This is a genomic window from Streptomyces sp. NPDC029152 (assembly GCF_055564355.1).
In genome coordinates this window covers 70174-93196 of sequence record NZ_JBVHWR010000022.1, presented here as the reverse complement: position 1 = coordinate 93196, position 23023 = coordinate 70174, and the positions used below count along the sequence as shown (strand labels likewise).

Sequence of the window (23023 nt, the reverse complement as noted above, 5' to 3'; positions counted from 1 at the left end):
CGGACAGGGGAGGCCCCACGCCGGGGCGAGGAGGGCGGGCCATGGTGCAGAAGGCCAAGATCCTCCTGGTCGATGACCGGCCGGAGAATCTGCTGGCGCTGGAGGCGATCCTCTCGGCGCTCGATCAGACGCTGGTGCGGGCATCGTCCGGGGAGGAAGCGCTCAAAGCACTGCTCACGGACGACTTCGCAGTCATTCTGCTGGACGTCCAGATGCCGGGCATGGACGGTTTCGAGACCGCCGCGCACATCAAGAGGCGGGAGCGGACCCGGGACATCCCGATCATCTTCCTCACCGCGATCAACCACGGCCCGCACCACACCTTCCGCGGGTACGCGGCCGGCGCGGTAGATTACATCTCCAAGCCGTTCGACCCGTGGGTGCTGCGCGCGAAGGTGTCCGTCTTCGTCGAGCTCTACATGAAGAACTGCCAGCTGCGCGAGCAGGCGGCACTGCTGCGCCTCCAGCTGGAGGGCGGCGGCAAGTCCGCGGGAGTCGAGACCAAGGAGCCGGCGGGGCTGCTCGCCGAGCTGTCGGCGCGGCTGGCGGCCGTCGAGGAGCAGGCCGAAGCGCTCTCCAAGCAGTTGGGGGACGAGTCGACCGACGCGGCCGCGGTGGCGACGGCGGCCCATCTGGAGCGCAAGCTCACGGGCCTGCGCCGGGCGCTGGACGCCCTCGAACCGGGTTCTTCCGGAGGCCAGGCCGCGGTGAACTGAGGCGGTCGGTGAAGGCGCGTCAGCGTCCGTACCCGCCGCGTCAGTTCCGGACGCGCGCGCGGACGACACGAACGGGTGAAGCGGTGGGCACACGTGTCGACCGCCGTCTCCACCGGTAATCTCACCCCCATGGCCTCACGTCCCTCCGCAGCCAAGAAGCAGCCCGCCAAGAAGGCGGCGGCTCCCGCGAAGGCTCCGGCGAGGAAGGCCGCCGCGAGGAAGGTGCCCGCGAAGAAGGCGCCCGCCAGGAAGGCCGCGGCGAGGAAGCCCGTGCCCGCGCCGGTGGCCGGTCCGACCGGCGGCGTCTACCGACTCGTACGCGCCCTCTGGCTGGGCATCGCGCATGCCGTCGGTGCCGTCTTCCGCGGCATAGGCCAGGGCGCGAAGAACCTCGACCCGGCGCACCGCAAGGACGGGACAGGGCTCCTGCTGCTCGGCATGGCCCTGATCGTCGCCGCCGGTACCTGGGCCGACCTGAAGGGCCCTGTCGGCGACCTCGTCGAGATCCTGGTGACCGGAGCCTTCGGCCGGCTCGACCTGCTCGTGCCGATCCTGCTCGGCACCGTCGCCGTGCGTCTGATCCGGCACCCGGAGAAACCCGAGGCCAACGGCCGGATCGTGATCGGTCTGTCCGCCCTCGTCGTCGGTGTGCTCGGCCAGGTGCACATCGCCTGCGGCTCACCGGCCCGCAGCGCCGGCATGCAGGCCATAAGGGACGCCGGCGGTCTGATCGGCTGGGGGGCCGCGACCCCGCTGTCGTACACGATGACCGACGTACTCGCCGTGCCGCTGCTCGTACTGCTCACGGTCTTCGGGCTGCTGGTCGTCACGGCCACGCCCGTCAACGCCATCCCGCAGCGGCTGCGGCTGCTCGGGGTGCGGCTGGGACTCGTCCACGACCCGGGAGCGGACGGGTTCACCGACGACGACGAGCGGTACGAGGAGCAGTGGCGCGAGTCGTTGCCCGCGCGCGCCCGCAAGCGCGGGGGCGCGCCCGCCGCGGAGCCGTACGACCACGACGGCGTCGAGCGGGAGGCGCTCGACCGTCGCCGCGGCCGGCCCCGCCGGTCCGCCGTGCCGCAGCCCGACGCGAACCGGCCGATGGACGCCGTGGACGTCGCCGCCGCGGCAGCCGCCTCGCTCGACGGCGCCGTCCTGCACGGGATGCCGCCGTCCCCGCTGGTCGCCGATCTCACCCAGGGCGTGAGCACGGGGGAGCGCGAGCCGACGACACCGACGCCCACGCCGGTTCCGGCCGCGCGGCCCCAGCCGGGGAAGCCCAGGAAGGGCACGGCCGGGAAGAACCAGGCCGGCACGGGGGTGCCCGACCTCACCAAGACCCCGCCCCCGCAGGAACGGGAACTTCCGCCGCGCGCCGAGCAGCTCCGGCTCTCCGGCGACATCACCTACTCCCTGCCGTCCCTCGACCTCCTCACGCGCGGCGGCCCCGGCAAGTCGCGCAGCGCGGCCAACGACGCGATTGTCCACTCGCTGACCACCGTCTTCACCGAGTTCAAGGTCGACGCGGCCGTCACCGGCTTCACCCGCGGCCCGACGGTCACGCGGTACGAGGTCGAGCTCGGGCCCGCCGTGAAGGTGGAGCGGATCACCGCGCTGACCAAGAACATCGCGTACGCCGTCGCCAGCCCCGACGTGCGGATCATCAGCCCGATCCCCGGCAAGTCCGCGGTCGGCATCGAGATCCCCAACACCGACCGGGAGATGGTCAACCTCGGCGACGTGCTGCGGCTCGCGGAGTCCGCCGAGGACGACGACCCGATGCTGGTCGCCTTCGGCAAGGACGTCGAGGGCGGGTACGTCATGCACTCCCTGGCGAAGATGCCGCACATGCTGGTCGCCGGCGCCACCGGCTCCGGCAAGTCGTCCTGCATCAACTGCCTGATCACCTCGATCATGATGCGGGCGACGCCGGAGGACGTCCGGATGATCCTGGTCGACCCCAAGCGCGTCGAGCTGACGGCGTACGAGGGCATCCCGCACCTGATCACGCCGATCATCACCAACCCGAAGCGGGCAGCCGAGGCGCTCCAGTGGGTCGTGCGGGAGATGGACCTGCGCTACGACGACCTCGCGGCCTACGGCTACCGGCACATCGACGACTTCAACCGCGCCGTGCGCGAGGGCAAGGTGAAGCCGCCCGAGGGCAGCGAGCGCGAACTCCAGCCGTACCCGTACCTGCTGGTGATCGTGGACGAGCTGGCCGACCTGATGATGGTGGCGCCGCGGGACGTCGAGGACGCGATCGTGCGGATCACGCAGCTCGCCCGGGCGGCCGGCATCCACCTCGTGCTCGCCACGCAGCGGCCGTCGGTGGACGTCGTCACCGGTCTCATCAAGGCGAACGTGCCCTCCCGGCTGGCCTTCGCCACCTCCTCGCTGGCGGACTCGCGGGTCATCCTCGACCAGCCCGGAGCGGAGAAGCTGATCGGCAAGGGCGACGGCCTCTTCCTGCCGATGGGCGCGAACAAGCCGACCCGTATGCAGGGCGCGTTCGTGACCGAGGAGGAGGTCGCGGTCATCGTCCAGCACTGCAAGGACCAGATGGCGCCCGTCTTCCGGGACGACGTCGTCGTCGGCACCAAGCAGAAGAAGGAGATCGACGAGGACATCGGCGACGACCTCGACCTGCTGTGCCAGGCGGCCGAGCTGGTCGTCTCCACCCAGTTCGGGTCGACGTCCATGCTCCAGCGCAAGCTTCGCGTCGGCTTCGCCAAGGCGGGACGCCTGATGGACCTGATGGAGTCGCGGGGCATCGTCGGACCGAGCGAGGGTTCGAAGGCTCGTGACGTTCTGGTGAAGGCCGACGAGCTGGACGGTGTGCTCGCGGTGATCCGGGGGGAGTCCGAGGGGTAGGGAACGGTACGCGCGGATCACCTCGCGTGGCGGATCGGGGCGGCCGGCCGGCCGATCGTGACTCACCCGTTAGGGATCATTGAGCAACCGTTTCCCCATGGCCTACGTCAAGTTGAGGGAAGCGACAAAGAGGTACTCCGCCATCGGGACACGAAGCCATACCGATGGCGTACAAGTCCCACCGTCCGGTTGCCCCACCCGTTTGTACCCCCCCTAGACTGAACGTCCAGCACAGGCGGCCATCCGCTCGAAAGGCGCCCCCGTGTCCATCGGCAACTCCCCTGAAGACGAGCGTCCGATCGAAGGCGTGTCCGAAGACGTTTCTGAGGAAGCCCGCCCCTCCGTCGGCCGTGCCCTGCGACAGGCGCGCATCGCCGCCGGGATGACCGTCGACGACATCAGCAGCGCCACCCGCGTCCGCGTCGCCATCGTGCACGCCATCGAGGCGGACGACTTCACACCGTGCGGCGGCGACGTCTACGCCCGCGGTCACATCAGGGCCCTGGCCAAGGCCGTACGGCTCGACCCGGCCGAGCTCCTCGCGCAGTACGACGCCGAGCACGGCGGACGCCCGGCCCCGACCCCCGCCGCGCCCCTGTTCGAGGCGGAACGCATCCGCCCGGAGCGGCGCGGACCCAACTGGACCGCGGCGATGGTCGCCGCGATCGTCGCCGTGATCGGCTTCGTCGGGTTCACGTTCGTCAAGGGCGGCGACGACGGCGGCACCGAGGCGAGTGTCGCCGAAGGGGCCCAGCCGACGGCAGGGAAGTCCGCCTCGGCGTCCGCCCGGCCCGAGAAGCCGGCCGCCCCCAGGCCGGACCCCACCGACAGCGCCATCGCCGCCGCGCCGCGGGACAAGGTGACCGTCAAGATCAGCGCCGCCGAGGGCCGCAGCTGGATCTCGGCCAAGGACCACAGCGGCCGGCTGCTCTTCGACGGCCTGCTCGAACAGGGCGACTCCAAGACCTTCCAGGACAACGAGAAGGTCGACCTCGTCCTCGGCGACGCCGGCGCCATCCAGCTGTACGTCAACGGCAAGAAGATCGAGGACGACTTCCGGCCGGGTGCCGTGGAGCGGCTGACGTACACGAAGGGCGACCCGCAGGTCGGATAAGCGGGCCGAGGAGACGAGTCGCTACGGGGTTGGCCGAGATCGGCCAACCCCGTCGACGTGGGCCGTCCGCGGGACGAAGTAGTCTTGAGCCCATGCCTGAAAGCCGTACCGTCGCACTCGTCACTCTTGGCTGCGCCCGTAACGAGGTGGACTCGGAGGAGCTCGCAGGCCGTCTGGAGGCGGACGGCTGGAAGCTCGTCGAGAACGCCGAGGAAGCGGACGTCGCCGTCGTGAACACGTGCGGCTTCGTCGAGGCCGCCAAGAAGGACTCCGTCGACGCCCTCCTGGAGGCCAACGACCTCAAGGGCCACGGCAGGACGCAGGCCGTGGTCGCCGTGGGCTGCATGGCCGAGCGGTACGGCAAGGAACTCGCCGAGGCCCTGCCCGAAGCCGACGGCGTCCTCGGCTTCGACGACTACGCCGACATCTCCGACCGGCTGCAGACCATCCTCAGCGGCGGTGTCCACGCCGCGCACACCCCGCGCGACCGGCGCAAGCTGCTGCCCATCAGCCCCGCCGAGCGCCAGGAGGCCGGTGCCGCCGTCGCACTGCCCGGGCACGGCCCGGCCGACCTCCCGGAGGGCGTCGCCCCCGCCTCCGGGCCCCGCGCGCCCCTGCGCCGCCGTCTGGACGGCTCCCCGGTCGCCTCGGTCAAGCTGGCCTCCGGCTGCGACCGGCGCTGCTCCTTCTGCGCCATCCCGTCCTTCCGCGGCTCCTTCATCTCGCGCCGCCCGAGCGACGTGCTGAACGAGACGCGCTGGCTGGCCGAGCAGGGCGTCAAGGAGATCATGCTGGTCTCCGAGAACAACACCTCCTACGGCAAGGACCTCGGCGACATCCGCCTGCTGGAGTCCCTGCTGCCGAACCTGGCCGACGTCGAGGGCATCGAGCGGGTGCGCGTCAGCTACCTCCAGCCGGCCGAGATGCGCCCCGGCCTGATCGACGTGCTGACCTCGACGCCGAAGGTCATGCCCTACTTCGACCTGTCCTTCCAGCACTCCGCGCCGAACGTGCTGCGGGCGATGCGCCGCTTCGGCGACACCGACCGCTTCCTCGAGCTCCTGGACACCATCCGGAGCAAGGCCCCCGAGGCGGGTGTGCGGTCCAACTTCATCGTCGGCTTCCCCGGCGAGACCGAGGCCGACCTCGCCGAGCTGGAGCGGTTCCTGAACCACGCGCGGCTGGACGCCATCGGCGTCTTCGGCTACTCCGACGAGGAGGGCACCGAGGCGGCGACGTACGAGAACAAGGTCGACGAGGACGTCGTCGCCGAGCGGCTGGCACGTGTGTCCCGGCTGGCCGAGGAACTCGTCTCGCAGCGGGCCGAGGAGCGGGTGGGTTCGACCGTACGGGTGCTCGTGGAGTACGTGGACGAGGACGGCGTGCACGGGCGCGCGGCCCACCAGGCGCCGGAGACGGACGGCCAGGTGCTGCTCACGGGCGGCGAAGGTCTGAGTGCCGGTCGTATGGTCGACGCGAAGGTGGTCGGTACGGAGGGTGTCGACCTGGTGGCCGAACCGCTGCCGGGCTCGCCCGCGTGGAGTGAGGAGGCGGCCGGATGACCGGAGTCCCGGCGTCCGCGGCGGGCGGCTCCTCCAGCGCGCGCAGGACCGGCCCGCGCGGCGCCTCGGGCGCGGCGCAGGAACCGGCCGAGAGCAAGACGTCGGGGGGCACCGTGGAGCGGGGTGCGACCGAGGGCGGTACCGGCGGGCGCGGCGGCAAGATCGCGGCCGCAGCCGTCAACCAGGCGAGCGTCTGGAACGTCGCCAATCTGCTGACGATGTTCCGGCTGGTCCTCGTGCCGGTCTTCGTGGTGCTGATGCTCGGCAACGGCGGCTACGACCCGGCCTGGCGCTCCTTCGCCTGGGCGGCCTTCGCCGTCGCCATGTTCACCGACATCTTCGACGGTCATCTGGCGCGCACCTACAACCTCGTCACGGACTTCGGGAAGATCGCCGACCCCATCGCCGACAAGGCGATCATGGGAGCGGCGCTGATCTGTCTCTCCGCGCTGGGCGACCTGCCCTGGTGGGTCACGGCCGTCATCCTGGGCAGGGAACTCGGGATCACCCTGCTGCGTTTCCTGGTCATTCGGTACGGCGTCATCCCCGCGAGCCGCGGCGGCAAGCTGAAGACCCTCACCCAGGGCGTGGCCGTCGGCATGTACGTCCTGGCCCTGACGGGGCCCCTGGCCACCCTGCGGTTCTGGGTGATGGCGGTGGCGGTCGTCCTGACCGTGGTGACCGGACTGGACTACGTGAAGCAGGCCATCGTCCTGCGCCGGCGGGGAATCGCCGAGCGCAAGGCGGCGTTGAAGGGGACAGAAGGTTGAGTTCCACGGCTGCCGACGTGGTGCGACTACTCACGGTGAGGGGCGAGACCCTCGCGATCGCCGAGTCGCTGACCGGTGGTCTGGTGGCGGCCGGGGTCACGGCGGTCCCGGGTGCGTCGAAGGTCTTCCGGGGTGCGGTGACCGCCTACGCCACGGAACTGAAGCGTGATCTGCTCGGCGTCGAGGCCGAGCTGCTGGCGGCTCGAGGAGCGGTCGACCCACAGGTCGCGGCGGAGATGGCGGCCGGCGTGCGCACGGCGCTGGGAGCCGACTGGGGCATCGCGACGACGGGTGTCGCAGGCCCCGATCCGCAGGACGGACAGCCGGTCGGGACGGTCTACGTGGCCGTGCGCGGACCTTCCGCACCACGGGACGGTTCCGCCCCTGGCGGAAAAGTGGAGGCGCTGCGGTTGAACGGCGACCGCGCGGAAATTCGTATGGAGAGTGTACGGAGCGTGCTGGCACTCCTTCTGAGGGAGCTTGCGGGCGAACAGACCGGGAATGAGCGGGCACAGGATACGGAACGGAACGGGGGGTTTTGATGTTTGCAGCCCTGAGTGAACACGACATCGCTCCCCGCACGGCCGCGGCGCGAGGCGGTACGGTGGGGCGAGAAGGATGCGGCTACGCGGTCCGAGGAGGGAGCCACCGATGATTCTGCTCCGTCGCCTGCTGGGTGACGTGCTGCGTCGGCAGCGCCAGCGCCAGGGCCGTACTCTGCGCGAAGTCTCCTCGTCCGCCCGAGTCTCACTCGGCTATCTCTCCGAGGTGGAGCGGGGGCAGAAGGAGGCGTCCTCCGAGCTGCTGTCCGCCATCTGCGACGCGCTGGACGTACGGATGTCCGAACTCATGCGAGAAGTGAGCGACGAACTCGCCCTCGCGGAGCTGGCCCAGTCCGCCGCGGCCACGTCGAGCGAGTCCGTGCCCGCGCCGGTCCGTCCGATGCTGGGTTCGGTGTCGGTTGCCGGTGTGCCACCGGAACGGGTGACCATCAAGGCGCCCGCGGAAGCGGTGGACGTCGTCGCCGCCTGAGCGTCCGCGCGTCGGCGTCCGAGGCCCCGGCCAGGGCCTCTTCGGGAGACCGGAGAGGTGCGGTCGGGGTTTTTGCGTATCCGGGCGGGCGACGGCCGGCGGCGCGTTCGCCCGTTTGCCGGTTCGTGACGCTGCGGTCATCGTGGAAGGACGTGGACGGGGGAGAACCGACGGAGGTGCGGATGTACGTCGTCAAGAGCCCTTTGTCCGACGCGGATCTCAAGATCGTGTCCGAGGCGCTGCAAGGCGCTCTCGTCGACCTGGTGGACCTTGCTCTGGTCGCCAAACAGATCCACTGGAACGTCGTCGGACCGCGTTTCCGCTCCGTGCATCTCCAGCTGGACGAGGTCGTCGGTACCGCGCGCACGCACTCCGACACCGTGGCCGAGCGTGCCTCGGCGCTCGGTGTGTCCCCGGACGGACGGGCCGCGACGGTGGCCGTCGGCAGCGGCATCGGCGTGACACCCGAGGGCTGGGTGGACGACACCGCCGCGGTGGGGACGATCGTGGACGCGCTGGGCGCGGTGATCACACGGATGCGGGAACGGATCACCGTGACCGGGGAGCCGGATCCCGTGAGCCAGGACATCTTCATCCAGGTCACGGCCGACCTCGAGAAGCAGCATTGGATGTTCCAAGCCGGAAACGGATGACGTCGACGACCGTGCGCCGGGCGGCCGCGCTGGGGCTCGGCGCGCTGTGGTGCTGGGCGGTGCTGCGTCTGGTGACGGTGCCCGGCGCCGGTGTGGTCGAGGGCGCGGTCGCGGCCGGCGGATGGGGGCTGAGCGTGCTGCCGGTGCACTGCGTGCCCCGGAGCCGGGCCGCGGGGGCCGTCGGTACCGGGCGGTGGCGCCGGGCCCTGAGGGTGCCGCTGCGGGCCCCGGCCTCCTCGCGGTCCGGGCGGGGTGCGCGGAGCGGGCCGTCGGGCTTCGACGAGCGGTAGCGCCGACGGGCCCGGGACGGCCTGGCGCGGCGCGGCGGGGCGCACGTCCCGCTCGCTCGGGACACCGGCGCCGGCGGGCGTCCACCCAGGAAGGACAGAACCGGCGACCGTTACCGCCCTGACGGCCCGGGCGGGGTCACCCCCGCCCTGACGGCCCGGGCGGGGTCACGTTCCCTTCCGGCGCCGCCCGGAACCGGTGAAGCCGCCTGGCCGCGGGGCGGGACCCGCCTGACAGACCGGGCACCAGTACGTGGGACGTTCGCGGGAGCCGTCGCCCTGGTCGGCGAGACGGACGGAAGTGCCGCAGCGCAGGCACGGGCGGGGCGCGCGGCCGTAGACGAACAGGTCCTGTCCGCGCAGGCCCGTCGTGCGGCGGACCGGACGGTCGCGGTTGGCCTCCAGGAGCCTCTTGGCGAGCACGGGCAGTTTCACGGCCCGGTCGGCGGGCAGCTCGCCCACCGGGAGCCACGGGGTGACGCCGAGCAGGAAACAGAGTTCGCACTTGTAGACGTTGCCGATCCCGGCGAGATTGCGCTGGTCGAGCAGGGCCTCGCCGAGGGGGCGGGCCGGGTCCTCGCGGAGGTTGGCCAGGGCCTGCTCGGGGTCCCAGTCCGGGCCCAGCAGGTCCGGGCCGAGATGGCCGACGGCGCGCTGTTCGTCGGCGGTGCGCAGGAGCTCCAGCACCGGGAGGCGGTATCCGACGGCGGTGCGGTCGGCGGTGGCGAGGACGACGCGGATCTGGTGGGCCGGGCCGCCGCTCCAGCGCTGGCCGGCGGCGAACACCTTCCAGGCCCCGTCCATCCTGAGGTGCGAGTGCAGCGTCAGGCCGCCCTCGATGCGGGTGAGCAGGTGCTTGCCGCGCGGGGTGACGTCCAGGACGGTACGGCCGGTGAGGTCGACCGTCGCGTACCGGGGCACGCGGAAGTCGCTACGGGTCAGCGTCCTGCCCGCCAGTGCGCCGTGCAGCCTCTGTGCGGCCTGCCAGACCGTGTCTCCCTCGGGCATGGGTCAAGGGTGACAGGCTCACGCCCGGATGCGCAGTCCGCGCGGGGTGGCGATGAAGCCCGCCTCCTCCAAAAGGGCGCCGAAGGGCGACGTCAGGGCCGCGGCGCCGTTGACGCGTTCCACCGTGACCGTGCCGAGGGAACCCGCGCGGGCGGCAGCGGCGAGGGCCTCCGTGGCGGCGCGCAGGGCGGGGTCCTCGGCCGGCGGACCGTCCGGGTCGGCGGGCCACAGCAGCAGGGTCTTGCCGCCGCGCTCCATGTACAGCACCGCCTCGCCCTCCACCAGCACCACCAGGGAGCCCGCCTTGCGGCCCGGTTTGTGCGTGACCCCGGCCGGGGGCTCGGGCCAGCCCAGGGCCGCGCCGTAGGCGTTCGCCGGATCGGCCGCGGCCAGGACGACGGCCCGGGAAGCGGGGGAGGGACGGCCGCCACGGCCGGGGAAACCCGCGTCGTACGGGCCGCGCGGGGAGACGTGGCCGCCCCGGGAACGCGGGGGCGGCTGGGCGGGCGTGAAGACGCCGGCGGGGCCGTCCGGGGCGTCGGCGTCATCGTGACCGCCGGCCGCGAGGCCGTCAAAGGGGGAGAGGGCGGAAGCCCAGTCGTCCGGCACGGAACCGTCGGGTGAGGTGCGCCCACCAGGGCCGCCGTCGCCGAAGTCCGTCCGGCCGGGGGGACCGTCGCCGCGCTCGCGGGCGTTGGCGACCGCACGCAACCGGTCCACCGCCCCCTCCATGGCGAACTGTGCCGCGCCGAGCCCCTCCACGACATAGCCGCGCCGGGCCTGTCCGCTCTCCTCGAAGGCGGCCAGGACGCGGTACACCGCCGAGAAGCCGCCCTCGACGCCCTCGGCGGCGACGGCGCCGCGGGTCACCACGCCGTGCCGGTCCAGCAGCGTGCGGGCCAGGGCGTGGGCACGCACCGTGGTGTCCGTCTCGCGGGCCGGGAGCAGCGACCACCGGCCCGCGACCGTCGGCGGGCCCGTGCGGGAGGTGGCGCGGGCGGTGGCCGTCAGCGAGCCGTAGCGTCCCCGCGGAACCGTGCGTCGGGCGCGGTGAGCGGTGGCGCCCGCGGTACGGCCCGAGCCCAGCAGGGCGCGCAGGGGTGCCAGCGTGTCGTTCGTCAGCCGTCCGGACCAGGCCAGGTCCCACAGGGCGTCGGCCAGCTGGGGGTCCGTGACGTCCGGGTGCGTGGTGGCGCGGACCTGGTCGGCGATCTGCCGGAAGAACAGGCCGTAACCGCCGGAGAGGCTGTCCAGGACGGACTGGTGGAGAGCGGTCGTCTCCAGGGGGTGCGCGGGCGGCAGGAGCAGCGGGGCCGCGTCCGCCAGATAGAGCGAGACCCAGCCGTCCTTGCCGGGCAGGGAACCCGCCCCCGCCCACACCACCTCGCCGGCGGCCGTGAGCTCGTCCAGCATCACCGGCGTGTAGTTCGCCACCCGGGACGGCAGGACGAGCTTCTCCAGGGCGGACGCGGGCACGGACGCGCCCTGCAACTGCTCGACGGCCCGCACCAGCCCGTCGACGCCGCGCAGCGCGTGCCCCTTGCCGATGTGCTGCCACTGGGGCAGGAACTGGCCGAGCGCGGCCGGCGGCACCGGCTCCAGCTCGTGCCGCAGCGCGGCCAGGGAACGGCGGCGCAACCGGCGCAGTACCGCCGCGTCGCACCACTCCTGACCGATCCCGGCCGGATGGAACTCGCCCTGCACGACCCGGCCGGCCGCCGCGAGCCGCCGCAGGGCGCCCTCGGTCACCGCGACGCCCAGCCCGAAGCGGGCCGCGGCGGTGGCCGACGTGAACGGTCCGTGGGTGCGGGCGTGGCGGGCGAGCAGGTCGCCGAGCGGATCCTTGACCGGCTCGGTGAAGGCCTCGGGCACGCCCACGGGCAGCGCCGTGCCCAACGCGTCGCGCAGCCGGCCCGCGTCCTCGATCGCCGCCCAGTGGTCGGCGCCGGCGATGCGCACCTTGATCGCGCGGCGGGCGGAGGCCAGCTCCTGCGCCCACTGCGGCTCCGCGCCGCGCTCGGCCAGCTCGGCGTCCGTGAGCGGGCCGAGCAGGCGCAGCAGGTCGGCGACGCCCTCGGGGTCCTTGACGCGCCGGTCCTCCGTGAGCCACTGCAGCTCGCGCTCCAGCTCGGTCAGCACGTCCGCGTCGAGCAGCTCGCGCAGCTCCGCCTGGCCGAGCAGCTCGGCCAGCAGCCGCGAGTCCAGCGACAGGGCGGCGGCCCGGCGCTCGGCGAGCGGCGAGTCGCCCTCGTACAGGAACTGGGCGACGTATCCGAACAGCAGGGAACGGGCGAACGGGGACGGCTCCGGGGTGGTGACCTCGACCAGGCGCACCTTGCGGGACTCCACGTCGCCCATCAGCTCGACCAGCCCCGGCACGTCGAAGACGTCCTGGAGGCACTCGCGGACCGCTTCCAGGACGATTGGGAACGAGCCGTACTCGCTCGCCACCTCGAGCAGCTGCGCGGCACGCTGGCGCTGCTGCCACAACGGGGTGCGCTTGCCGGGGTTGCGGCGCGGCAGCAGCAGCGCGCGGGCGGCGCACTCCCGGAAACGGGACGCGAACAGGGCCGACCCGCCCACCTGGTCGGTGACGATCCGGTCGACGTCGCCCTTGTCGAAGACGACGTCGGCCGCGCCGACGGGCGCCTGCTCGGCGTCGTACTCCGGGCCGGGCCTCGACGGTTCCTGGTCGAGCAGGTCCAGGCCCATCAGATCGGCGTCCGGCAGGCGCAGCACGATGCCGTCGTCGGCGTGCATGACCTGGGCGTCCATGCCGTACCGCTCGGACAGACGGGCACCGAGCGCGAGCGCCCAGGGAGCGTGGACCTGGGCGCCGAAGGGCGAGTGGACCACGACGCGCCAGTCGCCCAGCTCGTCCCGGAAGCGCTCCACGACGATGGTGCGGTCGTCGGGCACGTGGCCGCAGGCCTCGCGCTGCTCGTCGAGGTAGGACAGCACGTTGTCCGCCGCCCAGGCGTCCAGGCCCGCGGTGACCAGGCGCAGCCGGGCGTCCTCCTCGGAGAGGGAACCGACCTCGCGCAGGAACGCGCCGAGTGCGCGGCCCAGTTCGAGGGGGCGGCCCAGCTGGTCGCCCTTCCAGAACGGCAGCCGGCCCGGCACGCCCGGAGCGGGGGAGACCAGCACCCGGTCGCGCGTGATGTCCTCGATGCGCCAGGAACTCGTGCCGAGCGTGAAGACGTCCCCGACCCGGGACTCGTACACCATCTCCTCGTCGAGCTCGCCGACCCGGCCGCCGCCCTTCTTGGGGTCGGCGCCGGCCAGGAAGACGCCGAAGAGGCCGCGGTCGGGGATCGTCCCTCCGGAGGTGACGGCGAGGCGCTGGGCGCCCGGCCGGCCGGTGACGGTCCCCGCGACCCGGTCCCACACCACGCGCGGGCGCAGCTCGGCGAAGGCGTCGGACGGATAGCGGCCCGCGAGCATGTCCAGGACGGCCGTGAAGGCCGACTCGGGGAGGGAGGCGAAGGGAGCGGCGCGGCGGACGGTGGCGAGCAGGTCGTCGACCTGCCAGGTGTCCAGCGCGGTCATCGCGACCAGCTGCTGGGCCAGCACGTCCAGCGGATTGGCGGGGATCCTCAGGGCCTCGATGGCGCCGCTGCGCATCCGCTCGGTGACCACGGCGGCCTGCACCAGGTCACCGCGGTACTTGGGGAAGACCACGCCCGTGGAGACCGCGCCGACCTGATGGCCCGCGCGGCCGACGCGCTGGAGGCCGGAGGCGACGGAGGGCGGTGACTCGACCTGGACCACGAGGTCCACGGCGCCCATGTCGATGCCCAGCTCCAGGCTGGAGGTGGCGACCACGGCGGGCAGACGGCCCGCCTTGAGGTCCTCCTCGACCAGGGCGCGCTGCTCCTTGGAGACCGAGCCGTGGTGGGCGCGGGCGATCACGGGCGGGGCGCCCTGGGCCGCCCCCGAACCGCCCATGAGCTCGGCGGGGGAGTGGTGCTCGCCCAGGGGCTCGCCGGTCGCCCGCTCGTACGCGATCTCGTTGAGCCTGTTGCACAGGCGCTCGGCCAGGCGCCGGGAGTTGGCGAAGACGATGGTGGAGCGGTGCGACTGGACGAGGTCGGTGATGCGCTCCTCGACGTGCGGCCAGATCGACGGGCGCTCGGCGCCCTCGTCGCCGTCGGCGGCCGGGGAGCCGCCGAGCTCCGCCAGGTCCTCGACCGGGACGACGACGGAGAGGTCGAACTCCTTGCCCGACTCCGGCTGGACGATCTCCACCTTGCCGCGGGGGGCGAGGAAGCGGGCGACCTCGTCCACCGGGCGGACCGTCGCCGACAGGCCGATCCGGCGGGCGGGCTTCGGCAGCAGCTCGTCCAGCCGCTCCAGGGTGAGCGCGAGATGGGCGCCGCGCTTGGTGCCCGCCACCGCGTGCACCTCGTCCAGGATCACCGTCTCCACGCCGGTCAGCGCGTCGCGCGTGGCCGACGTCAGCATCAGGAACAGGGACTCCGGGGTCGTGATCAGGATGTCCGGCGGGCGGGTGGCCAGGGCCCGGCGCTCGGCGGCCGGGGTGTCGCCCGAGCGGATGCCGACCTTCACCTCCGGCTCGGGCAGACCGAGCCGGACGGACTCCTGGCGGATGCCGGTCAGCGGACTGCGCAGGTTCCGCTCGACGTCGACGGCCAGGGCCTTGAGCGGGGAGACGTACAGCACCCGGCAGCGCTTCCTCGGGTCGGCCGGCGGGGGCGTGGAGGCCAGCTGGTCCAGGGCGGCGAGGAAGGCGGCCAGCGTCTTGCCGGAGCCGGTGGGCGCGACCACCAGGACGTCCGAGCCCTCCGAGATGGCCCGCCACGCGCCCGTCTGGGCGGCGGTGGGCGCGGAGAAGGCACCCGTGAACCAGCCGCGGGTCGCGGGGGAGAAGCCGTCCAGGGCCCGGTGTGCGGAGCTGACCATGGATCCATCGTGCACCCGAGCACTGACAACCGTCCTGAGCTGGGCGGACGGTCACCCGTCGGGGCACGCCGGTGACGCCGGGCGGCGCGGGTGGCGGAGAATGGACCCATGGCGGGATCGGGCGAGCGGGCGCGGCACTGGCGGTACGCCGAACTGCCCGGCGTCGATCTGCTGCGCGCCCAGTACATACGGAAGACCTTCGTACGGCACACGCACGAGCACTTCGTCATCGCCGCCATCGCCGACGGCGTCGAGGTCTTCCACCACGGCGGGGGCGACCAGTACGCCGGTGCCGGATCGCTCGCGCTGATCAACCCCGACACCCCGCACACGGGCCGGGCCGGCGTGCCGGAGGGCTGGCGGTACGGGGCGGTCTACCCGGCGCCCGAACTGGTGGCGGCGATCGCGGCGGAGACGACCACCCTGCGCGGCACGCCGGGGTTCGTCCGGCCGGTGCTCGAGGATCCGTACACCGTCGAGCTGGTGCACCGGGTGCTGCGGGCCGCCGACGAAGGCAACGCGCTCGCCGCCGACACCCTGCTGCGGGTGGCCGTCACCCGGCTGCTGCGGCTGAACGGCGGCCCGTTGCCCCGGCGGGAGGTGCGGACCGCCGGGGCCCGGGTCGCGGCACGCGCGCGTGCCGTGCTGGAGGAGCGGATGGCCGATCCGCCGAGCCTGGAGAAGCTCGCCGCGGAGCTCGGGAGCAGTCCGTTCGCGTTGCTGCGGGCCTTCCGGGACGCGTACGGGATGCCGCCCCACGCCTGGCTGACGGACGCCCGGGTGCGCCGGGCGCGGCGGATGCTGGACGCCGGGACGGCACCGGCCGAGGCCGCCGTCGCCGTGGGCTTCACCGACCAGCCGCACCTGAACCGGCACTTCGCGCGGATCGTGGGCGTACCGCCCGGTGCCTACCAGCGCGAGCGCAAGAACGTACAAGACGCGCGGCGGCGGCTGCTCCTACCCTCCGAGACGTGACAGAACAGACAGTCGTTCCCGCCGCGGGCGTCGCCGAAGGCAAGCCGGACGCCGCCGTCGTACGGGACGCCCTCGGGGTAGGAGTCGCCGTCGGGTTGTCCGGGTTCGCCTTCGGGGTGACCTCGGCGGGCAGTGGGCTCACGTTGCCGCAGACGTGCGCGCTCAGCCTCCTGGTCTTCACCGGGGCCTCCCAGTTCGCGCTCGTGGGAGCGCTCGCGGCCGGCGGCAACCCGCTCACGGCCGCGGCGGGCGCCTTCTTCCTGGGCGTGCGCAACGCCTTCTACGGGCTGCGGCTGTCGCAGTTGCTGGCCCTCCCGCGCGCGGTGCGGCCGTTCGCCGCCCAGTGGGTCATCGACGAGACGACGGCCGTGGCGCTCGCGCAGCCGACGCGGCGCAGCGTCCGGATCGGGTTCACCGTCACCGGTCTCACCCTGTACGCGCTGTGGAACCTCACCACCCTGCTCGGCGCGCTGGGCGCGGAGGCCATCGGGGACACCGACGCCTGGGGGCTCGACGCGGCGGGGCCCGCGGTCTTCCTGGCGCTGCTCGCGCCCATGCTGAGGACCACCACCGAGCGCGCGGTCGCCGCGGCGGCCGTCCTGCTGGGTCTCGATCTGCTGCCCGTGCTGCCCGCCGGCGTGCCCGTCCTGGTGGCGGCGCTGGCGGCGCCGGCCGTCCTGTGGGCGGAAGGACGCCGCGGGGGCGGCGCGCAGGACGGCGCCCAGGACACCGCACCGAGCCCGGTCCAGGACTCCGGACGGGAGGGAGAGCGGTGAACGTCTGGATCGCGATCGGTGTGACCGCACTCGGCTGCTACGCCGTCAAACTCATCGGGCTGCTCGTGCCCGCGGGCGCCCTGGAGCGGCCGTTGGTCAGGCGCCTCGCCGCCCTGCTGCCCGTCGCCCTCCTCGCCGCGCTCACCGCCCAGCAGACCTTCGCGGACGGGCGGGCGCTCGTCCTGGACGCACGGGCCGCGGGAGTCGCCGCGGCCGCCGTGGCCCTGGTGCTGCGGGCACCGTTCCTGCTGGTCGTCGCGGCGGCCGTCGTGGTCACCGCGGGTGTGCGGGCCCTGGGCGGATGAGGGCGGGCGGGCCGGTCAGCCGAGGGGGCGGCCGTAGGCCCGGAGCGTGTGCAGGGCGTCGAGCGTCACCAGGGGGCGTGCCTCCAGCGCGGGGGCGGGTGCCCGGTGGTGCCGGCGGACGGGCCATCCGCCGTCCTCGTCCTGTTCCGCCGCGAGGAAGTCGAGGGAGCGGGCCATCTCGTCGTCCGTGAACCACGCGCGCGCGAGGGAGTGCGGGTTCCTCGCGTAGTCGTGGGGGAAGTGGTGCTCGCCCGGGGCGCAGCCGGGGGCGACCGGGCAGGCGTCGCGGGCGTCCGGATCGAGCACCGCGAGGCGCTGTTCGCGCACCAGGCGGCCCAGCCGGTCGGCCGCCGCCTGCGCGCGCGGGCGGTCGGGGGCGGCGTCCAGGAAGACCACGGCGGCCTCGACCTCGTACGGGTGGGAGGTCCGCACCGACTCGACCGCCCGCCAGCAGAAGTCCGTGGCCCGGAACAGCCAGGCGTGCCAGACCTCGTTGCGGTGCAGCAGGCCGACCACCGGCCCGGTGGCGAGCAACTCCCCGGGAGGGTCTTCCACCACCGGGACGAAGGGGGCGGCCGGGTGACCGCGCCGGCCGGGACGGATCGCGGGCAGGGCTCCGTCGGCGGTGGACACGGAGGTCAGGTAACGGCACACACGTTCCACGCGCTGTCCGCCGCAGCGCCCGACGGCGTCCAGGACGCGCAGGGCGCGCGCGGTGTGCAGCGGCTGGCTGACGGGACCGCGCAGACCGGGCTCCAGGGCGTGTCCGTACCCGCCGTCCTCGTTGCGGTAGGCCTCCAGCGCCGTCTGAACCGGTTCGGCGTCGCCGTCGCGGAAGTGGTACGCGAACAGGCGCTGCTCCAGCACGCGCGCGGTGAGCCAGACGAAGTGCTCCGCGCGCGCGAGCGGGGTGTGCGCCGGGGGCGTAGGGGGGAGTGGGGAAGCTCCGTTCTCGGCCATGCGTCAGACCGTAGGGCGGAAAGCGGTCCCAGGACGCGGCCCCGGCTCGGGGCCCACCCTCAGGGGCGGGATACTGGGGGCATGCGGTTGACGGTCTTCTGGGAGCGGATGACGGAGCACTTCGGTCCGGGGTACGCCGACACCTTCGCGCGCGATCACGTGATGACGGAGCTCGGCGGCCGTACGGTGCACGAGGCGCTGGACGCGGGCTGGGACGCCAAGGACGTGTGGCGGGTGGTCTGCACCGTCATGAACGTGCCACAGGAGCAGCGCTGACCGGTCACGAAGATCGCGGACCGTGCGTCCGCTGTCGGTGGCGTGGGCGAGACTTGGTCCGTGGCACCCACTGACGAGACCGGGCGGACGGCCCGGCACACCCCTCCGTCCGGCACGACGCCGCCCGCCCCGCCCCCGGCCGGCGGCACCGCGGGACCGGGCGCCCGCATGCCGCGCTGGCTGCCGCGGGCCATGGTGCTGGCCCTTTCGCTGATCGCCGTGTTCCAGCTGGGCAGCTGGGCCTTCCACCAGCTCACCGGCCTGCTGGTCAACATCCTCATCGCGTTCTTCCTGGCGCTCGCCATCGAGCCGGCGGTGAGCTGGATGTCCGCGCGCGGCATGCGCCGCGGGCTGGCCGCCTTCATCGTCTTCCTCGCCGTGCTGATCGCCACCGCGGGATTCGTCACGCTGCTCGGCTCCATGCTCGCGGGGCAGATCGTCAAGATGGTCGAGGACTTCCCCGACTACCTCGACTCCGTGATCAACTGGGTCAACGGCCACTTCCACACCGAGCTGAGGAGGGTGGACGTCCAGGAGGGCCTGCTCCGCTCGGACTGGCTGCGCAACTACGTGCAGAACAGCGCCACCGGTGTCCTCGACGTGTCCGCGCAGGTCCTCGGGGGCCTCTTCCAGATGCTGACGATCGTGCTGTTCTCGTTCTACTTCGCCGCCGACGGACCCCGGCTGCGGCGCGCTCTCTGCTCCGTCCTGCCACCCGCCCGGCAGGCCGAGGTCCTGCGCGCGTGGGAGATCGCCGTGGACAAGACCGGCGGCTACCTGTACTCGCGCGGTCTGATGGCGTTGATCTCCGGCATCGCGCACTACATCCTGCTGGAGGTCCTGGGGGTGCCCTACGCACCCGCGCTCGCGGTGTGGGTGGGCCTCGTGTCGCAGTTCATCCCCACCATCGGCACCTATCTCGCGGGCGCCCTGCCCATGCTGATCGCCTTCACGGTCAATCCCTGGTACGCGCTGTGGGTGCTGGGTTTCGTGGTGGTCTACCAGCAGTTCGAGAACTACATGCTGCAGCCCAAGCTGACGTCGAAGACCGTGGACATCCACCCCGCGGTCGCCTTCGGCTCGGTCATCGCGGGCACCGCCCTCCTGGGCGCCGTCGGCGCGCTGATCGCCATCCCCGCGGTCGCCACGCTGCAGGCCTTCCTCGGGGCGTACGTCAAGCGGTACGACGTCACCGACGATCCACGCGTGCACGGGCACCGCGACCGTCGCGGGACGGGGGGCGGGGCCTTCACGCGCATACGGAAACTGTGGGCCCGGCGGCCGGACGCGACACCCCCCGGGGTGGACGGGCCCGGCGACGGCACCGCCTGAGCAGCCCCCGGGCGGATCAGTACGTCAGAGCGGCCCACACCCCGGCGGCGGCGACGGCGGCCGCACAACAGCCCGCGGCCACGGCCACGATCCGTCGCCGTACCGTCGCGTTCCACGAGGTCAGGGACAGCAGCCGGGCCAGTACCGGCAGGACCAGGACGGCGTGCAGGCTCACCCCGTGCAGGGGCTTGAGCGGAGCCGTGGAGCGGTAGGCCGCCTCCTGGTGGCCGGTCCGGGTGAGGACCACACCCCGCGCGATCATCGCGGCGCCCGAAGCCAGTCCGACCAGCAGCACCGCGAACCCGGAGCGCACGGCGAGGGCCATGCCCGCCGGTCCCGTGGGCCGGTGGCGGAACGACACGGCCGCGAGCACGCCCAGCAGCACGACCAGGACGCCGCCGCCCACCGCGAGGCACATCGACACGGCCGTGTCGAACGGCGTCTCCATGTCGAGGTGCGAGGGCACTTTGCGCCACGCCTGGAGGGTGATGCCGGCGACCTCGAGGACACAGTCGGCCGCGAACGCGGCGAGCAGGGCGGCGCGCGGCCCCGGCCGGACGCGCAGGTACGAGGTGATCCAGGTGACGGCGATCAGGGTGGCCCCGAAGGACAGCCCGAACGTCACCGGCTTGCGCCAGGAGACGGGACCGTTCCACGGACCGCCGTCCACGGCGAACACCGCCAGATGGACGAGGCCGGAGAGGACCAGGAGGAGGCCGGTCGCGTGGCACGCGCGCGTCACCGCGGACCGGCCGGACGGCAGGCCGGTCGCGGGCGGCGGGTCCGGTGCGGCCCTGTGGGCGGTTCCGGTGGCGGTTCGGGTGGTCCCCTCGTTCTGCATGGGACGAGCCTGGCCCGGGACCCGCCGCCCGGTCGTCGTCCGCCGGGAGACACCCGCCGTACGCCGGGGGGAGCAGGAGACCCCGTCCGGACACCGGCGGGGGAGACGACCGTGCGCGGGATCAGCCCTGTGGCTCCTGCGGTCTGGCGTCGACCTCGCGCAGGCCCTGGTCCTTGACCTCCGTGCGGGTCTCCGTGCGGTGGCCGCGGGCGATGTAGTCCCGGACCACCGCCTCGACGGCGTCCTGGGGCGAGCCGATGCCGGCCAGGACCATCACCTCCACCACCAGTTCGGCGTCGAGACTGATGCTGACCTTGGCCATGGGCCCCTCCTCGCGTCGCGTGCGCGCACTCTAGCCGCCGGCACCGCGGACGTACGCTCGGAGGTGACATGTGATGCGCTTGACACAAAAATCGAACATCCATTCTCATGGAGGCTCCGGCGAAGGTCGTGACGGGCGATTCGACTGGGTTTGGGCGGAGGAATGCCCGAGTTATCCACAGGCCGGACCCGCATCGAGGCGCATTGTCAGTGGCAGGCATTAGCGTCTTTGACGTGAAGCGATCGAATCAAGCAAACCGGGTGGAACCCATGGCAGGAACCGACCGCGAGAAGGCCCTGGACGCCGCGCTCGCACAGATTGAACGGCAATTCGGCAAGGGCGCGGTCATGCGCATGGGCGAGCGGTCGAAGGAGCCCATCGAGGTCATCCCGACCGGCTCGACCGCGCTGGACGTGGCCCTCGGCGTCGGCGGTCTCCCGCGCGGCCGGGTCGTGGAGATCTACGGCCCCGAGTCCTCGGGCAAGACGACCCTGACCCTGCACGCCGTGGCGAACGCGCAGAAGGCCGGCGGCCAGGTCGCGTTCGTGGACGCGGAGCACGCCCTCGACCCCGAGTACGCGAAGAAGCTCGGCGTCGACATCGACAACCTGATCCTCTCCCAGCCGGACAACGGTGAGCAGGCCCTGGAGATCGTGGACATGCTGGTCCGCTCCGGCGCCCTCGACCTCATCGTCATCGACTCCGTCGCCGCGCTCGTCCCGCGCGCGGAGATCGAGGGCGAGATGGGCGACAGCCACGTGGGTCTCCAGGCCCGGCTGATGAGCCAGGCCCTGCGGAAGATCACCAGCGCGCTCAACCAGTCCAAGACCACCGCGATCTTCATCAACCAGCTCCGCGAGAAGATCGGCGTGATGTTCGGCTCCCCGGAGACCACGACCGGTGGCCGCGCGCTGAAGTTCTACGCCTCCGTGCGCATCGACATCCGTCGCATCGAGACCCTGAAGGACGGCACGGAGGCGGTCGGCAACCGCACCCGCTGCAAGGTCGTCAAGAACAAGGTCGCGCCGCCCTTCAAGCAGGCCGAGTTCGACATCCTCTACGGCCAGGGCATCAGCCGCGAGGGCGGCCTGATCGACATGGGCGTGGAGCACGGTTTCGTCCGCAAGGCCGGCGCCTGGTACACGTACGAGGGCGACCAGCTCGGCCAGGGCAAGGAGAACGCGCGCAACTTCCTGAAGGACAACCCCGACCTCGCCGACGAGATCGAGAAGAAGATCAAGGAGAAGCTGGGCGTCGGCGTGCGTCCCGAGGAGCCGGCCGCCGAGCCGGGTACGGATGCCGCGGTCTCCGCCGCCCCGGCCGACGCCGCACCGGCGGTGCCCGCCCCCGCGACGGCCAAGACCACCAAGTCCAAGGCCGCGGCAGCCAAGAGCTGACCCGTGACACGACGAACCGACTGGGCCGAGCACGCCTACCCGGACGCCGCCGCGCGGGAGCGCGAGCGGCGGAGACCGGGCGACGCGGGCTCCGCCGGGGCGGACGGCTACGCGGCGGACGGCGTCGGCGCGGACGGCCCCGCGCCGTACGACACCGGCGAGCCGTACCGCGGCGACGGTTCGCGTCGGGGCGGCGGCCGGGCTCGTGGGGCGGGCGGCCCCCGCGGGCGCCGTCGGCGCGAGGGCGCGGAGCCGTTCATCGAGGACGGAGGTGCCACTTCCTCGTCGAGGGCCGAGAAGGGGGAGCCTCCGCGGGACCCGGTGGAGCAGGCACGGGCGATCTGCCTGCGCCTGCTCACCGGGACCCCGCGCACGCGCAAGCAGCTCGCCGACGCGCTGCGCGAACGGGAGATCCCGGACGAGGCCGCGGAGGAGGTGCTGTCCAGGTTCGAGGAGGTCGGCCTGATCAACGACAGCGCCTTCGCCGACGCCTGGGTCGAGTCCCGGCACCACGGCCGCGGACTGGCCCGGCGCGCTCTCGCCCGGGAACTGCGGACCAAGGGCGTCGACCCCACCCTCATCGACGCGGCGGTGTCCCGGCTGGACTCCGAGCAGGAGGAGGAGACCGCACGGGAACTCGTCGCCCGCAAACTGCGCGCCACCCGCGGTCTCGACCGCGACAAGAGGCTGCGCCGCCTCGCCGGCATGCTGGCCCGCAAGGGCTACCCCGAAGGCATGGCCCTGCGGGTGGTCCGCCAGGCGCTGAAAGAGGAGGGCGAGGACACGGAGTTCCTCGGCGACGAGGGCTTCTGAGCGGACGCGTCGCCGTCCGCGTGGAGGGGGCGCCCCGGAATGCGCGGGATCACCTTGCGCTCCAGCAAGGGTGAAGCCCTCCCGTAC

21 protein-coding genes are annotated in these 23023 nt (G+C 72.9%); 16 read left to right on the top strand and 5 right to left on the bottom strand.

Translation table 11 applies throughout. The features are described from left to right. The first annotated feature begins 41 nt into the window (after positions 1-41). The 9 genes from ACZ4V6_RS31775 (at position 42) to ACZ4V6_RS31735 (ending at position 9011) form a co-directional block, all read left to right on the top strand. Positions 42-716, top strand: coding sequence for a response regulator (locus tag ACZ4V6_RS31775; protein ID WP_189231761.1), 675 nt, complete (start codon positions 42-44; stop codon positions 714-716). Positions 717-845: 129 nt separating this feature from the next. Continuing rightward, positions 846-3590 carry a DNA translocase FtsK gene (locus ACZ4V6_RS31770; protein WP_467834066.1) on the top strand — a complete coding sequence of 915 codons (2745 nt, stop codon included), beginning with the start codon at positions 846-848 and terminating at the stop codon, positions 3588-3590. Between the two features lie 262 nt (positions 3591-3852). Further along, positions 3853-4704, top strand: coding sequence for a helix-turn-helix domain-containing protein (locus ACZ4V6_RS31765; protein WP_467834064.1), 852 nt, complete (start codon positions 3853-3855; stop codon positions 4702-4704). A 92-nt stretch (positions 4705-4796) separates the two neighbouring features. Then, the gene (rimO, locus tag ACZ4V6_RS31760; RefSeq protein ID WP_467834063.1) at positions 4797-6266 is read left to right on the top strand and encodes a 30S ribosomal protein S12 methylthiotransferase RimO; all 1470 of its coding nucleotides are present in this window, start codon (positions 4797-4799) and stop codon (positions 6264-6266) included. Continuing rightward, on the top strand, positions 6263-7036 hold the full coding sequence (gene pgsA / locus ACZ4V6_RS31755) for a CDP-diacylglycerol--glycerol-3-phosphate 3-phosphatidyltransferase (RefSeq protein WP_467834061.1): 774 nt from the start codon (positions 6263-6265) through the stop codon (positions 7034-7036). The genes rimO and pgsA overlap by 4 nt, the downstream gene beginning before the upstream one ends. After that, entirely contained in the window at positions 7033-7578 is a 546-nt protein-coding gene (locus tag ACZ4V6_RS31750) for a CinA family protein (protein ID WP_467834059.1), read from the top strand. The genes pgsA and ACZ4V6_RS31750 overlap by 4 nt, the downstream gene beginning before the upstream one ends. Before the next feature lie 109 nt (positions 7579-7687). Beyond that, entirely contained in the window at positions 7688-8068 is a 381-nt protein-coding gene (locus tag ACZ4V6_RS31745; protein ID WP_161164858.1) for a helix-turn-helix domain-containing protein, read from the top strand. A gap of 182 nt (positions 8069-8250) precedes the next feature. Next, on the top strand, positions 8251-8721 hold the full coding sequence (locus tag ACZ4V6_RS31740) for a Dps family protein (protein WP_467834075.1): 471 nt from the start codon (positions 8251-8253) through the stop codon (positions 8719-8721). Next, positions 8718-9011 carry a hypothetical protein gene (locus ACZ4V6_RS31735; RefSeq protein WP_467834057.1) on the top strand — a complete coding sequence of 98 codons (294 nt, stop codon included), beginning with the start codon at positions 8718-8720 and terminating at the stop codon, positions 9009-9011. The genes ACZ4V6_RS31740 and ACZ4V6_RS31735 overlap by 4 nt, the downstream gene beginning before the upstream one ends. Positions 9012-9176: 165 nt before the next feature. On the opposite strand, the gene ACZ4V6_RS31730 is transcribed toward ACZ4V6_RS31735, so the two are convergent. Both ACZ4V6_RS31730 and ACZ4V6_RS31725 read right to left on the bottom strand, forming a co-directional pair. Then, on the bottom strand, positions 9177-10016 hold the full coding sequence (locus tag ACZ4V6_RS31730; protein WP_467834055.1) for an Fpg/Nei family DNA glycosylase: 840 nt from the start codon (positions 10014-10016) through the stop codon (positions 9177-9179). Between the two features lie 18 nt (positions 10017-10034). Then, on the bottom strand, positions 10035-14939 hold the full coding sequence (locus ACZ4V6_RS31725; protein WP_467834053.1) for an ATP-dependent helicase: 4905 nt from the start codon (positions 14937-14939) through the stop codon (positions 10035-10037). A gap of 108 nt (positions 14940-15047) precedes the next feature. On the opposite strand from ACZ4V6_RS31725, the gene ACZ4V6_RS31720 reads away from it, so the two are divergent. From ACZ4V6_RS31720 to ACZ4V6_RS31710, 3 genes are read left to right on the top strand one after another with little or no spacing between them, the layout of a single operon-like run. Further along, a complete protein-coding gene (locus tag ACZ4V6_RS31720; RefSeq protein ID WP_467834052.1) occupies positions 15048-15914 on the top strand; it encodes an AraC family transcriptional regulator in 867 nt (288 codons plus the stop codon). Next, complete coding sequence (locus ACZ4V6_RS31715) at positions 15911-16690, top strand: AzlC family ABC transporter permease (protein ID WP_467834050.1); 780 nt, start codon at positions 15911-15913, stop codon at positions 16688-16690. Before ACZ4V6_RS31720 ends, ACZ4V6_RS31715 begins: the two co-directional genes overlap by 4 nt. Next, positions 16687-16995 (top strand): AzlD domain-containing protein, encoded by a 309-nt coding sequence (locus tag ACZ4V6_RS31710; RefSeq protein ID WP_467834048.1) that lies wholly within the window; start codon positions 16687-16689, stop codon positions 16993-16995. Before ACZ4V6_RS31715 ends, ACZ4V6_RS31710 begins: the two co-directional genes overlap by 4 nt. A 15-nt stretch (positions 16996-17010) precedes the next feature. Here ACZ4V6_RS31710 and ACZ4V6_RS31705 read toward each other — a convergent pair whose 3' ends face one another. Then, positions 17011-17955, bottom strand: a complete 945-nt coding sequence (locus ACZ4V6_RS31705; protein WP_467834046.1) for a hypothetical protein — start codon at positions 17953-17955, stop codon at positions 17011-17013. A gap of 81 nt (positions 17956-18036) precedes the next feature. Between ACZ4V6_RS31705 and ACZ4V6_RS31700 the strand changes: the two genes are divergently transcribed. After that, positions 18037-18231 (top strand): DUF3046 domain-containing protein, encoded by a 195-nt coding sequence (locus ACZ4V6_RS31700; RefSeq protein WP_189231775.1) that lies wholly within the window; start codon positions 18037-18039, stop codon positions 18229-18231. Between the two features lie 60 nt (positions 18232-18291). Beyond that, positions 18292-19563: an AI-2E family transporter gene (locus ACZ4V6_RS31695; RefSeq protein WP_467834045.1), complete on the top strand. Its 1272-nt coding sequence runs from the start codon at positions 18292-18294 to the stop codon at positions 19561-19563. A gap of 16 nt (positions 19564-19579) precedes the next feature. Here ACZ4V6_RS31695 and ACZ4V6_RS31690 read toward each other — a convergent pair whose 3' ends face one another. Together ACZ4V6_RS31690 and ACZ4V6_RS31685 are read right to left on the bottom strand one after the other, a co-directional pair. Next, complete coding sequence (locus ACZ4V6_RS31690; RefSeq protein WP_467834043.1) at positions 19580-20404, bottom strand: hypothetical protein; 825 nt, start codon at positions 20402-20404, stop codon at positions 19580-19582. A 121-nt stretch (positions 20405-20525) separates the two neighbouring features. Beyond that, entirely contained in the window at positions 20526-20726 is a 201-nt protein-coding gene (locus ACZ4V6_RS31685; protein ID WP_467834041.1) for a DUF2191 domain-containing protein, read from the bottom strand. Between the two features lie 269 nt (positions 20727-20995). On the opposite strand from ACZ4V6_RS31685, the gene recA reads away from it, so the two are divergent. After that, the gene (recA, locus tag ACZ4V6_RS31680; protein WP_467834040.1) at positions 20996-22123 is read left to right on the top strand and encodes a recombinase RecA; all 1128 of its coding nucleotides are present in this window, start codon (positions 20996-20998) and stop codon (positions 22121-22123) included. Between the two features lie 3 nt (positions 22124-22126). Further along, positions 22127-22936 (top strand): recombination regulator RecX, encoded by an 810-nt coding sequence (gene recX, locus ACZ4V6_RS31675; RefSeq protein ID WP_467834038.1) that lies wholly within the window; start codon positions 22127-22129, stop codon positions 22934-22936. Positions 22937-23023: the final 87 nt, after the last annotated feature.